Annotated in this window: 13 protein-coding genes; 7 read left to right on the top strand and 6 right to left on the bottom strand. The window is 53.4% G+C overall.

The genetic code is table 11. From position 1 onward, the window contains the following. Nucleotides 1-88 precede the first annotated feature (88 nt). From GSQ82_RS18630 to GSQ82_RS18620, 3 genes are read left to right on the top strand one after another with little or no spacing between them, the layout of a single operon-like run. Nucleotides 89-853, top strand: a complete 765-nt coding sequence (locus tag GSQ82_RS18630; RefSeq protein ID WP_158793814.1) for an ABC-three component system protein — start codon at nt 89-91, stop codon at nt 851-853. Next, complete coding sequence (locus GSQ82_RS18625; protein WP_158793813.1) at nt 850-1074, top strand: ABC-three component system middle component 7; 225 nt, start codon at nt 850-852, stop codon at nt 1072-1074. Before GSQ82_RS18630 ends, GSQ82_RS18625 begins: the two co-directional genes overlap by 4 nt. Then, complete coding sequence (locus GSQ82_RS18620; RefSeq protein ID WP_158793812.1) at nt 1064-2701, top strand: DUF2326 domain-containing protein; 1638 nt, start codon at nt 1064-1066, stop codon at nt 2699-2701. Before GSQ82_RS18625 ends, GSQ82_RS18620 begins: the two co-directional genes overlap by 11 nt. A gap of 234 nt (nt 2702-2935) precedes the next feature. Here the strand turns inward: GSQ82_RS18620 and GSQ82_RS18615 are convergent, their stop codons facing one another. Genes GSQ82_RS18615 through GSQ82_RS18605 form a run of 3 tightly spaced genes read right to left on the bottom strand, consistent with a single transcriptional unit; the run spans nt 2936 to nt 5061 of the window. Continuing rightward, a complete protein-coding gene (locus GSQ82_RS18615; RefSeq protein ID WP_158793811.1) occupies nt 2936-3340 on the bottom strand; it encodes a hypothetical protein in 405 nt (134 codons plus the stop codon). Continuing rightward, entirely contained in the window at nt 3330-3764 is a 435-nt protein-coding gene (locus tag GSQ82_RS18610) for a hypothetical protein (RefSeq protein ID WP_158793810.1), read from the bottom strand. The genes GSQ82_RS18615 and GSQ82_RS18610 overlap by 11 nt, the downstream gene beginning before the upstream one ends. 31 nt (nt 3765-3795) lie before the next feature. Then, nucleotides 3796-5061: a patatin-like phospholipase family protein gene (locus tag GSQ82_RS18605; RefSeq protein WP_158793809.1), complete on the bottom strand. Its 1266-nt coding sequence runs from the start codon at nt 5059-5061 to the stop codon at nt 3796-3798. Nucleotides 5062-5157: 96 nt separating this feature from the next. Between GSQ82_RS18605 and GSQ82_RS25810 the strand changes: the two genes are divergently transcribed. From GSQ82_RS25810 to GSQ82_RS18585, 4 genes are read left to right on the top strand one after another with little or no spacing between them, the layout of a single operon-like run. Further along, nucleotides 5158-5508 (top strand): helix-turn-helix transcriptional regulator, encoded by a 351-nt coding sequence (locus GSQ82_RS25810; RefSeq protein WP_158793808.1) that lies wholly within the window; start codon nt 5158-5160, stop codon nt 5506-5508. After that, nucleotides 5447-6184: an ImmA/IrrE family metallo-endopeptidase gene (locus GSQ82_RS18595; protein ID WP_216847147.1), complete on the top strand. Its 738-nt coding sequence runs from the start codon at nt 5447-5449 to the stop codon at nt 6182-6184. Before GSQ82_RS25810 ends, GSQ82_RS18595 begins: the two co-directional genes overlap by 62 nt. Nucleotides 6185-6239: 55 nt before the next feature. After that, complete coding sequence (locus tag GSQ82_RS18590; protein ID WP_158793807.1) at nt 6240-7412, top strand: hypothetical protein; 1173 nt, start codon at nt 6240-6242, stop codon at nt 7410-7412. Between the two features lie 41 nt (nt 7413-7453). Beyond that, nucleotides 7454-9790, top strand: a complete 2337-nt coding sequence (locus GSQ82_RS18585) for a ThiF family adenylyltransferase (protein WP_158793806.1) — start codon at nt 7454-7456, stop codon at nt 9788-9790. A 31-nt stretch (nt 9791-9821) separates the two neighbouring features. Here the strand turns inward: GSQ82_RS18585 and GSQ82_RS25180 are convergent, their stop codons facing one another. The 3 genes from GSQ82_RS25180 to GSQ82_RS18570 form a co-directional block, all read right to left on the bottom strand. Continuing rightward, nucleotides 9822-10232 (bottom strand): hypothetical protein, encoded by a 411-nt coding sequence (locus tag GSQ82_RS25180; RefSeq protein WP_254061769.1) that lies wholly within the window; start codon nt 10230-10232, stop codon nt 9822-9824. Between the two features lie 495 nt (nt 10233-10727). Continuing rightward, on the bottom strand, nt 10728-11654 hold the full coding sequence (locus tag GSQ82_RS18575; RefSeq protein ID WP_158793805.1) for a hypothetical protein: 927 nt from the start codon (nt 11652-11654) through the stop codon (nt 10728-10730). A 122-nt stretch (nt 11655-11776) separates the two neighbouring features. Next, nucleotides 11777-12595, bottom strand: coding sequence for a hypothetical protein (locus GSQ82_RS18570; RefSeq protein ID WP_158793804.1), 819 nt, complete (start codon nt 12593-12595; stop codon nt 11777-11779). Nucleotides 12596-12616 lie beyond the last annotated feature (21 nt).

The raw sequence follows: 12616 nt of genomic DNA, 5'->3' as shown, positions 1-12616 counted from the left end.
GTAACCCAACCTCACAATACCCAGGGCTAGGCCTGGCTGCTATCATTTCTGCCATTCGTCTATCTTAGATTCGACCCAAGGCTATCTCGTGGCGCTTGAACGACGTTCGTACACGCAGGCAGAGGAGATCGCCCTCAATACACAGGTCGAGGGCTGTTGCCCGCTTTGTGGCGTGGGACTATTCAGCAAGAAGAAGGCGAGGATATTTCGTTTCTACGAGCTCGCGCACATCTTTCCGTTGAACCCGACACCGGCCGAGTCGACAGAACTTGAAGACGTTCCCCTATTGAGCAGCGACCGGAACGATCCTGACAACATTATTCCCCTCTGTACTGGGTGCCATACACGATTCGACAAACCTCGGACCCGTGAGGAGTACGAGGAGCTATTTCTTCTCAAACGGACCTTGATCGAGCGAGCGCGACAACGCGCCTTGATGCGTGAATATCCCATCGAGGATGCAATCACGCATATCGTCTCGGCTCTCGGGAGCGCTACCTTCACAGATGTAGAGGGCGTCACTCTCAACTTTGATCCCATCAGCGTGGATGAAAAATGCAAGATGGCGGTGTCCGAACTCATCATTCGCAAGATCAAGCGGAATGTCAGCGACTACTATCCCTTTGTTCAACGGCAGTTCCGCGAGTTGGAACGGGAGATGCCGAACAAGTCGCAACTGATTTTCTCGCAAGTGAGGACGTTCTACCTCAAGCAGAAAGACCTTGGCCTGCCGAAGCAGGAGATTTACCAAAACGTAGTGGCGTGGTTCCGTAGTGTGACTCGGTCCGAGATGATCGAGGCTCCCGAAGTCATTGCGGCCTTCTTCGTCCAAGACTGCGAGGTGTTGGATTGATCACACCAAACAAAGTCATTACGTTGCCCGAGTCTGCGCTTGGAAAGACACCCGCAATTTTGGGAGCGAAGGGCGTGCAAGTGAGTCTCGTCGGTCTATACAAGACGGTCGCGAAGGAGTTCGAGAGTATCGACCAGTTTCTTCTGACGCTCGATGTACTCTACGTCCTTGGCCGAATCGATATCGATCTGCCGACCGGAATGGTGACCTATGCTGATTGAGATTCATTCTGCGAAGTTCCGTACGGGTGCGGTGCCGTTCCACCCGGGTCTGAATGTGATCCTGGGCGATGCGAACGCGACCAACTCCATCGGGAAGTCCACCATGTTGATGGTGATCGATTTCGTTTTCGGTGGCAGCGATTTGCTGGACCATAACAGCGACGTGGTGAAGGAACTGGGGCATCACGACTATCGGTTCACGTTTCAGTTCGGAGACGAGCTGCACCGATTCTGCCGCGAGACGAGTCAACCGGATGTGGTCTATCGGTGCGGTTCTGATTTCGAGCTCGGGGCGCCGATGTCTTTAGAGAACTACACAGCATTTCTGCGTCTGGCTTATGAAGTCGAACTCCCCGACCTCAGTTTTCGAGGCTTGGTAGGACTCTATTCGCGGATCTGGGGTAAGGAAAATCTCGATCCGTCGAAACCCCTTCACATCGTCCCGAGCAAGAGCGGCGAAGAATGTGTCGAAATTCTGATCAAGACCTTTGACCTATACGCGGACCTGCGCGACATTGATCTGAAGTTAAATGGCACGGAGAAAGAGCTCAAGGCTTGGGGATCGGCCAAGAGCCAGAAGGTCATCCCAATCATCCAAAAAAGGGGATACGACGAGAACCAAAAGAGCATCGCGACCTTGGAAAGTGAACTCTCGGACATTCGCGTGAACTTGGCGCGGTACACCGCCAATGTCTCCGAAGTAGTCAACCGGGAGCTGCTCGAACTGAAAGCCGAAAAGGATCGATTGCTCGCCCTTCGGCTGTCCTTGGCGAGTCGCCTACAGCGTGTGCAAAGCAACCTGCGAGGGAATCGCGTGGTGCGGAGCGAGAGCTTTCAGGAGCTCGTCCGGTTCTTTCCAGCGATCGATCAGGAACGTTTGGCGAGGGTGGGCGACTTCCATAGCGGCGTTGCCAGGCTTCTTCGCTCGGAGCTAGCCGCTTCACAGAGCCAGCTTGAAGAGGAGCTGGCTGCGATCGATGAAGAGCTTGCATCCCTTGACGAGCGTATGGGACGCAGCTTGAACACCGTGGAAGCCCCGACCGCTCTCGTGGACAGGGTTGCTGAGGTCGCGACCAAGATTAAAGGCGCGCGAGACGAAAACGGGCGCTATGAGCATGAGGTGGCGCTCCGAGCAGATGTGAAACGACTGAAGGAACAGTTGCAGAAGGAGAAGGAGACGATATTGATCGTGCTTGAAAAGACGATCAACGACGGGATGCGGCGAATCATGACCGAGCGGTTCGGAACAGAGCGAAAGAGCCCCTTCCTCGAGCTCCGAGAGCGCGGCTACCGGTTTGAAGTCGACGAAGACACCGGCACGGGGGTCGCTTACACGGGTCTTGTACTGTTTGATCTCACAATCTTCTTGCTCACGCGTCTCCCGATCCTTATCCACGACACGGTGATCTTTAAGAACATCGAAAACGACTCAGTGTCACGGCTTCTTCCGGTTTACCTTGAGACAGAGAAACAGTCGTTCGTGGCACTGGATGAAATCGAAAAGTACGGATCGGAGACGGTCGCGCTCCTCAAACAACATCAGGTGCTTGAACTGGATACCAGGAACCTTCTCTATATCAAGGACTGGAGAGCCAGAACAGAAGAACGGTCAGCCGTTCCGTCCTGAGGCGTTAGGCATACGAGAACCAGCGCCTAGAAGCAATCCGTTCTTCATGCCAAATCCTCCGCCAGCACCTTTTGATCGCAGCTGCGGGAGCACGCTACTAGTGGATGCTGGCCTTCCTCACCACTCGTTATCCAGGTCTCTTCCAATCAAAGAAAGTGCCTTGGTACGTGGCGACGGATGAGGATTCGCCCAAGTAGTGAGTTGCAGGGACTACACAAATAGAATCCTTCTTCTTCAAGAAGCTGCGGAAGCAGAAGCACCGGTGATTGACATGAGCACCTTTAGCGCGCCTTCCGGCGTCCGAAGTTCTTCTGGCTTAGCGATGTGTATTCTTCCACCTTGGATCGCTTCCTTGCCTCTGTTGAAACCTGTGTCACAGGTCAGCAGATGAAGAGAAGGATCAGCCAGATAGACAAGAAGTTCAGAATCGTAGGCGTCGTTGATTCGCTTCACCAAGTTGTATTCGGGATTCGTAGCCGCATTAGCAATCCTTTGTTGCTCGAACGCATAATGAGCAGCTAGGTTTGACACCGTCGTGTCAACATCAACGGATTCTGGCGCGATGCCAGCCTTGCGTGCAATCGACTGCGCAAAAATTGTCTTGTCTTGAACAGGGTCCAGTCTACCTTCACCCCGCATACTTGTCCCGCAAGGCTGTGAAATCCGCCAGGGCTTGCTGCTTTCCTGCGTCCATCATGGCTCGCATCCGATCCCCATCGGATTTTAGCTCGCCCGCGCTCGTTGCATTAAGCACGCGAACGATGGCGTTGTTAAGCGATTGAATCATCACATCTTTTTCTGGTGGCAGCTTGAAGAGACACATCCGAAAGAAATCATCCGACCACGGAAGAACACCGCAGCGTTGCGGATTGTGAACTCGCGGCAACGCGTGCACAGCGGCGAAGGCGCTTTCAGCATCCCGGGTTCCTAACTGAGATAGAAGCTCCAGCAGAGCGATTGGAGCCAACAAAAGTTCGATCGCTATCTCTGGCGGTACAGCTCGTGTGCGAAACGCTTCGCCAAAGTAGTGAAGCACGTTGGTGTCGGTATAGATCTTTACCATGGTCAGGAACATCTCCTCGCAGAGGTATTATTCAGCGCAATCGGAAGGCATTGCCGCCGGTCTCTATTGCCATTTTCCAAAGAGCTATCTTGTCCTGGTCGAAATCAATCTGCCATCTTCCTGGGAAGGATGCCAGTTTGTACTGCGGCGGAAAGCAGTCGCGGTAGCACCAAGCGAATGCATCTGTGAGAGAGTAGGCGTGATACATGAGGGCCTCAACCTCGATTTCATTGAATCGGTCGAGGCTGGTTCGAATCCTCCGAAGAGGAACGAGAATTTCGTTGGGTATCCGGCAGCCCTCGGGGATTAGGTCACAATACTTCGCGAAGAGATCAGCGGGCATATTCCCAACTGAGCTGCCTAGCCCAGTCAGAATTCCACGCTTGGAACCCCCATTGAATTCTGTCATCAGCGATCGTGTTCGCAAGGCGCTAACCTGCTGACGGGCGATGGCATCAACTCTGTACAGGAGAGCTGCGTCGGACAAGGCTGGAAGTCCCGACGCGTCAAAATCGTAGTTAGCTGGCGCACCGCCATCGCTCACAATTAGAAGTTCTGCGGGCTCGATCAATTCGTCATAGCCGGGAATCTTCACAGCTTTGGTCAGCACCTCCAGCCCAGAATTATCATAAACACCTCCGTCAGCGAGCGGGATGAGAGGAAAATCAGGAAGAGGAACCTCGCCGTATATAGGTGGCGCGAAGCTGAAATCAGCTCTCCTGATCCGGACTGGCGGAAAAACCGGAGGGAACGCGGCACTAGCTCCCACACATGCGCTGAGTGGCAATGAATTGGAGTTCCATTTAGCGTGTCCAACGCGTGAATCTCCCATGCCAGCTCCGGTAAACCTCCAAGCGCGCATCGATTGGAGGTTAGTCGCGTTCATGATGAGAACGGGACGGGTCGGTAGGCAATCGCATGTCTGCCCTTCGAAAAACAATTTGTCAAAGAGATCCGCCGCTGCCTGGGTACGTGTGAACAGTTTGGATGTCAGCTTTTGATAGGGCCATTGCCAGCTTGTGAGCAGCCATTCGATTAGAAAATTATGCCCCTGAATCCTCTCGATGAATGGCCTCAAAATTGTCGTCTCGAAAGATTCCGCATCCCCCCCGGATTGCAGGAACGAGGTCCAGCGTTGGACAGCAAAGGCGCCAATAATGCTGCCACCGGAGACGGTAGAGATAACGTCTACGTCTTTCAGCCAGCCAAGCTCTGCGAGGCGGCGCATCAGTCCTAAATGAAATACGGATGCGCGGAAGCCGCCGCCTGAAAGCGCAAGTGCGATACGAGGTTTCATCAGTCAACCACTTTAGAGAGCCATGCCGACTCGATCAACAAGGCAACGATCTAGGTACTTTACGGCCGTACTGCCAAGTCTATAAGGTTATAGAGAATGGAATCGCTTGGAACATTTATTCGCCGAACCCGAGATGAGAAAGACATTTCCCTGCGAGAGTTTGCAAGGCGTCTTGGCGTCTCCGCTGCGTTCGCATCCGACCTTGAACTTGGGAGACGGTTTCCCTCCGACGACATGTTTGAGAAGATCGCCGAAGTCTTGGATAGCGAGCTTACGACATTGCGACGATTGGATACTCGTACTCCAGTAGACGGTCTAAAGCGAATGAGCGAGAAAGACCCCACATTCGGACTCGCATTTCGAACGCTTGTCGAGAGAAAGGTTGATGCTCAAGACCTGTTGGCTTGGGTACAGGCGCATCCAAAACACAAAAAAAATGAGAGCTAAATCGGGGGCTAAGGGGCCTTTCGCGGGACGACTGTTTTTGCCTATCCCTCGCATCGAGCGATTGTGCGAAGAAGCACTGCGCTCAGTTGGCCTCTATCCTGACAATCCATCCGCCGTTCGCATCGAACGTTTCATTGAAAAGAAGTTTGGATTGACTCCCGAGTACGATGAATTGCCGGCTGGTGTGCTGGGCTACACGGCATTTGGACCGAGTGGTCCTACTGGCATGGTCGTTGACCGTGGTCTGGCGGATACGGACTCAACCGTGGCTCAACGGCGAATTAGCACCACGCTGGCTCACGAAGCAGGCCATTGCCTGTTTCACGCACATTTTTTTGCCGAATCGCATCAGTCGGGGATACTTTTCGATACTGATGATCAGGCTAATGTTCCGAAGATTCTCTGCCGGGATGAGCCCTCGCCGTCGTATGACGGGAAATGGTGGGAGTACCAAGCAAATGCAGCCATCGGGGCCTTGCTTTTGCCGCGAGACCTCGTTGTTATGGCTGCACAGCAGTTCCTAGAGAACCGTGGACTCCTGAGGCTGCCGTGTTTACCGAATGCGATGCGACGCAGCGCCGAGGTTGAGATTTCAGGAACTTTTGACGTAAACCCCATTGTCGCCAGAATCCGCCTGGGCGATATGTTTCCGACTGAAGGCGAACCGACCCTATAGAAAGTCCTCTTGCACTGTAAGCCAATGTCAGCTTACAGTGGTTGCGGAGGTGCTTATGGCACACAGTGATAAGGATTTTGCACTACCAATTCAGGGATACGTACAGTGGCCGGTTGGAACCGGCGACAGCACTACAGTTTGTATGTCGGACGACATGGTCATGCAAATTGATGTTCACCACTTGGCTATGTCTGAGGAAGACGGAGATCCGCATACCCCTATCGTCGACCGGCTCGTGCAGCACCTGCCGAAACGCGGAAAGCGGCCCTATCTTTCGGTTTTCGTTCTCACCCATCCGGATAAGGACCACTGCCTTGGCTTCGAGAAGCTGCTCAAGGAGGTGGAAATTGGCGAACTCTGGTTCAGCCCACGAATCTTCCGCGAATACAAGAAAGACCTTTGCCCCGATGCTCTCGCGTTTCGTAAGGAAGCTGTCCGGCGGGTCCAGAAAACAATTCAAGCAAAAGGCGACGTGGCCAGCGGCGATAAGGTCCGGATCATCGGATACGACGATTTGTTGAAAGAGGAAGAGTACAGAGAGTTCCCCAGAGGCTGTTTCTCGATACCAGGCCATGAAGTTGTTGAGTTCGACGGCGTCGATCTGAGTGATCGGTGTCGAGTCTTCCTCCATGGGCCGTTCAAGGACTCGTCCGAAGAAGAACGGAACGACTGCTCGATTGCTATGCAGGTTCGTTTGGACGTTGAAGGAGCCTGTTCATATTTGATGTTCCTTGGGGACCACTGCTATCCGACCGTGAAGCGAATCTTCGAGTTGAGCGACGATGAGGACGTCAAGTGGAATATCTTTCTTTCGCCGCATCATTGCTCGAAGTCGGTCATGTATTGGAGGGATGCCGGTCAGGAAAGCGAAAGCCTGAAACAGGACGTGCTGGACCTCATCGAGGGCGCTGCGCAGAATCCTGGATATATCGTCGCAAGCAGTGAGCCGATTCCGGGTTCGAATCAGTCGGGTGATAACCCACCCCATGCTAAAGCGAAGGCCCGTTATCAGGAGATTGTCCCCACTGATTTCTTGTGCACTCAGGAGCATCCGAACTCTGAGCAGCCCCACCCGATCGTCTTCGAGGCGACAAGGAATGGTTTCGTCTATCTCAAGCCGACCAAAGAGACACAGCAGAAGACAGTAGCGACTCTTGCCGCTGCCGCTTCAACAGCCCGAGGTTCATCGGCTCCTCCTTCCTCACGAGTCGGATTCGGTGAAAAGTAATGGAAGCTGGTCCAAGAACGGCACTGGATCAAGTACGGGCGATGGCTGCAACTGCAGGGACTCCTCTCGAGTTGTTGGAATTCGAGGAGACTGACGACGGTGCCCTCGCTTTCCAGATCAGCATCGATTGCAGCGGCATCCCGTCTGTTCCGGACGGGATGCCGCTGCGACCCCGCGAACGATTTCACGTATTGGTGGGGCGCGACTTCCCCTTCGAGGCGCCGCGGCTGTTGGTCTCGCACAGCCGTTTTCTCGGTTACCCCCATGTCTACTGGGGATACTATCTTTGCCTATACCAAGCCCCGGAAACGGAATGGAATCCGTCAGACGGGATATTTGGTTTCATGGAGAGGGTCGATCTTTTCCTAAGGAGTGCGGCTGCTGCTCAACTCGATCCCATAGGCGTGCCGATGCATCCGCCGACAACTCCAGCGTCGAAGAGGAACGATCTCCCCACCATAATCCCGAAGGCAAACGCGCCTCTCACCATGGGCGAAATCTGGTTCGGGTTTGCCTCGATTGAGAACGTATCAAAGCGCCGCGTTGATCTAACAGGCTGGAAAAGCATTTTAGACGAAGATTGGCCCGAGGAACCAGCTGCTGCGGCAGTCCTCTTGAATAAACCGTTGAGTCACCAATTTCCTTCGAAGATCGGAGAATTGATTGGTGAACTTCAGAAGCGAGGAGTGAGCCGAAATATGCTCATCCTTCTTTTGCGTTGCGCGCTGATTCAATGCGAAAAAGACATGCCGCTCTTTCTTATCATCGGTGCTCCAATGCGCGGCGTCCGAGGTGCAGAAGAACCCAAACAGCACCTAACCTCATGGTGGATCGACGCCGAGACAGCCAACGCTCTACGTCTCGCGATGCCCAAGACTAGCGATTCGGAAGAACTACGCAGTCTTCGTTCAGATTACGAGGAAGCTTACTTTAAGGTTCTTGAGCAGCGATCAATCCACTGGTGCCCACTCCTTGAAGATCGGCCAGAAATCATTGTTCGTCGGGACAAAGACACGGTCGCAAGCTGGTTCCATGGCAAGACCGTGGCAGTCTGGGGATGTGGCGCAATTGGTGCGCAGATTGCAGAGAGTGTCGTAAGGGCCGGTGTAGCTCGTCTACTGATCTATGACAATGCAAGCGTCAAGCCTGGCGTGCTGATCCGTCAGCCTTACGACGATCTTGATGTCGGACTTTACAAGGTCAATGCGCTCAAGGAAAGATTACAGAGGATTCGTCCAGACCTAGTGATCGAGGCGAATGTAGTGGATGTGAGACGAGCAGTCCTTGATCGAGAGGACTGGAGCGACGGCGCAGACATTGTTTTCGATGCCACCGCTTCTCGGGCCGTTTTAGCAAAGCTCGAATTTGCGCGGAAGAAGAATTTCCAACGTGTGCCAATTGCATCGATGGTTCTTGGGCCACGCGCCCGTAGAGCAATGTTGTTGGTCACCGGCGCCGGACATTCAGGTGGACCATTCGATGCAAGCCGATCAGCTAAGCTCGGCCTTCTCAATCACCAGCAAGGACGAACATTCTTAGAAGATTTTTTCCCACAAACACCTCCACGTCCATTTCAACCGGAACCTGGATGTTCTGAACCAACATTCGTCGGGTCCTACTCAGATGTCGCATCGCTCTCGCATCTTATGCTGAACGCCGTCCCAGAAATACTCGGGGCGATCCATCCGTCCGAGGCAGAAGCGCGCTTTTACTATCCATCGGAAGTTGACGTTAAAGCACTTGCTGAAGTACGGCTCCATATCGAAGGTAGATTACGGAGCGATGATCCCGCTAGCGGCTTCGAGATACGCATAGGACGAATGGCGTGGTCAGAGATGGAGAAGCATATTGATCGCAGTTCTTCGAGGTTCGGAGAACATGTCGAAACCGGGGGCATCCTATTAGGAGAGCGAGACGAGTCGTTGGGAATCATGTGGGTTGATGAATTCAGTGGGCCGCCGACTGACAGCATTCTCACCTCTACCGAGTTTGTGTGCGGAGTGAAAGGGACTCGTGAACTCCACGAGAAACGGAGTGGCTCATCGCTGGGTTCTATACGGTATATAGGCATGTGGCATACACATCCCGAATCACTTCCCGTACCAAGTTCTACGGATGTTCGTGCGATGGCTGCACTAGCAAGCGAAACTGGAGGGTTGCTTGCTCATTCGCTCATGATTATCATTGGCACGCCCTTCGAAAAGCTAGCGCTTGCTACTTATGCGTTCTCGCAGTCAGAGCTACTTCAGAGGGTGTTCAGGCGAACCTGCGTTGTCACGTTTCCTCCATCCGACTTGACTGATGGCCCGAGATCCGAGAGAGCCGACGTTGGGGGAGTCGCGATTCGCTTTTTGCGAGGGGTATTCAAAAAGCGATGAAATGGTAAATGGATTGTCCTTCCACGGTGGCCTACCTTTCGATAGCTAGCCCAAGGCCAGAGGATCCGCGATGCTGGGTCTGTGAAATTTGCACAGCTGTCGCTGATGCCGTTGGGTTAGCACCGCGCGTCATATCCAGAGCAGAAGTTTTCGACACATCCCGACTGATAGCTTCAGCCAGATTGGCTTGACTATTCGTAAATATTTGGGCGTCTTGCGATGCGCGCGAGACCGACACATAAGCGAAGCGCCCGTTGAAGGTGCCCATCAAGGTTTGTGCCCCAGAGAAATCCATCGTTCCTTGGGCATGAGCAACGCCGGCGAATGTGAGGGCGACCAGAGTCGGCCCCATCACGCGCGCGGCACGGAGTAGCGTCTGTTTTGAGAAGAGTCTTGCCCACCTCTGGATGGGCTGGGAATCGAGCCTGACTTTGATCTGCATTGGCACCTCAATCAACCGTGGATTCGGTTGCGATATGGGCAACGTAGAATCAATTAGTTCAAGGAGTCCAATAAATGCCAGAGGGTCGCTTATTCATCCAGAGAATAAGCGTCTGCTGGGAAGCAACTCTCGGGGCGGCTACGGCAGCAACCCGTCTCCTAGCTACACCCGGATTCCTGAAACGCGTCGGCGTGGCCTTGGCTGAATTCAGCACAAAAGGAGGAAATCCGCATCCCCTCCCCCTGCTCGATCAGTGATGAAGGAACGCGATTAGGACTACCAGCACACCGCCCACGAATGTTCCAGCTAAGGCGCACTCAATTATTCGGCTGATGGGATTAGCTGGCTCTGCGTCAATGATGATGTGCAGTTTTGATTTGCCGTAGGAGTGTATTTGAATGCTCATGTGCGCCTTCAGAGTTGTTGATTAGCCAGTAGTAAACCGAAGGAGCTAAGGTTTTCTGCTGGCATATTTATTCCCTTGAGGAAAGTTGTTCAATCCTTGACCAAGGTGACAGTCAGCACTCCCGTACTGTAAGCCTGTGCAGACCCTGAAGGCCCGAAAAGTCGTAGCGCTTCACTATGTCCTTGCATCCGGAATTTCCAGCAAGATACAGTAGACGACGACTTTTCCGCATCCTTCATGCACTCGGACCACTGGTTGCAGACTCGATCGCCAGTTAAGACTAAGTTGCTATCAACGACGTGGTATGAGGCAACAGGATCGGAACAGAGGGTATACCAAGGGCTGTTGTCAGCTCCAACCCCACTTATTTGAGGTCCAGAGGAATATGTTTTCACTAGAGTCTGGGGGGATGACGACGGTGGGATAGCGTTGAGGTCTTTGGGCGATTCGGGCGCGCTTGTTTTATTGAGCGGCTTGACAGTAGGAGAAGGCGTCGCGTCGGCCACCATCACCACAACTACCGGGCTTGTGTTGTTCTCCAGCGATGAGTCGATTGGAGTCAGGCTTTTGAAGCCCTCCTTATGGAGCTTGATGGGACCGTGTTTGTGGCTGAAATGAGACCCAAGATTGCTAAAAACTGCTTTCCCGAAGTAGTTTGTCTTCTGCAAAGGGGCACCGTTAATCCCAAGATCCACATCAACATCCTGCATTGGTGTTCCTGTCTGCGCATCCTGTCGCACATCGACTTCGTAGTCGATTGTCTGAGGAACGAAATGTTGCCAGACTATGGAAAAGAGGGCAGTTCCTAGAGCGCCAGACGCGGCTACGATTACGCTCCAAACGACTCTCCTCAAAATCACAGAGCCGCTCGGCATCTTAAGAGTCAAGCCAGCAATTCTTATGGTTTTTGTTTCAGGCGTTTCTGCGGCATCGCCGGTGGGCGTTACGGTGGCAGCAGCATGTGGCGCCAATGCTTTTTCGTCGCCGGGTTCTAACGAGTTGCTGTCGTCGCCCATGCCGTCTCACTCTCCGTGGCAATTAGCTTTATCCCAACAAGTGCGGTTCAGAGAAAACATGATCGATGCAATTATCATCGTTGTTACACTTACGGAGCAAACCGAGGCGTGCCATCGGGCCTCTAAAGAGGTCCGTTGGGGCCGAAATACCTATCCCAGTTCGGCACGTCTTCGCCAAGCAACTTGAGCAGCATCAGGCCCCGGCTTGTGAGGCGTGCGGCGTAGTTTGAGATCGGCACCTCTCGCGGGCTTGTGGCTATCTCTTGGGCCAATCCGAACCCCTGAAGACGCAAGCAAATTTGAAGGCCTTCCTCGCGACTGAACTGGTCGTTGGGCGTCAGGTTATGTGTGTTCGTCAAGGCGATTGCCATCTGAACGGAGAATTCCTGGGCACGCTGGATGAAAGTGTTCGGGTGCAGTTTCGGCTTCTGAGTTGTAGCGACGTTGGTGGGCGCGATGGGCCAGTCGTCGGATTTGTTCATGACCCGGTTTAGAACCTTGAGACCAATGATGTCGCGTTCCCCGAGTTGCTCAACGTCGCGAATGAAGCTAACCAAGTCAGTCACCTTGGTTTGTAGCGACACGGCAGATGTGGCAACTGTAATGTAACGATCTCGCTTTTTGTCATTCATTTCATCGAGATCGTTGTGGAGGGCCACCCGAAGGGCAGCCTGCACCTCCTTCACGTCGGTCTGCATGTTCTTTATCGAAGATTCCAGACCTTTGAAATGATCAGTCAGCACCCGAATAAACGCCATCCCGCGATCCAGACGTGCTGAGGTGTTGAAGCTGTCGAGAAACCCAAACAGGATGGCAAGCGGACTCGTGACAGGAAATCCCAAAGCAACGGTAGCCGATCCAAGGGTCAGTTCCGCAAAGGGTACGTCCGAGCCGTCCGGGTATTGCTTCTCTACTGCGTCAAAAGGATTGTCGATGGCCATGGGTGCTTTCTCTACGGTTTC

The sequence above is a fragment of the Granulicella sp. L60 genome (assembly GCF_009765825.1).
Lineage (GTDB): Bacteria > Acidobacteriota > Terriglobia > Terriglobales > Acidobacteriaceae > Edaphobacter.
The sequence above is the reverse complement of the archived record's forward strand: the minus strand, read 5'-3'. Positions and strand labels throughout refer to the sequence as shown.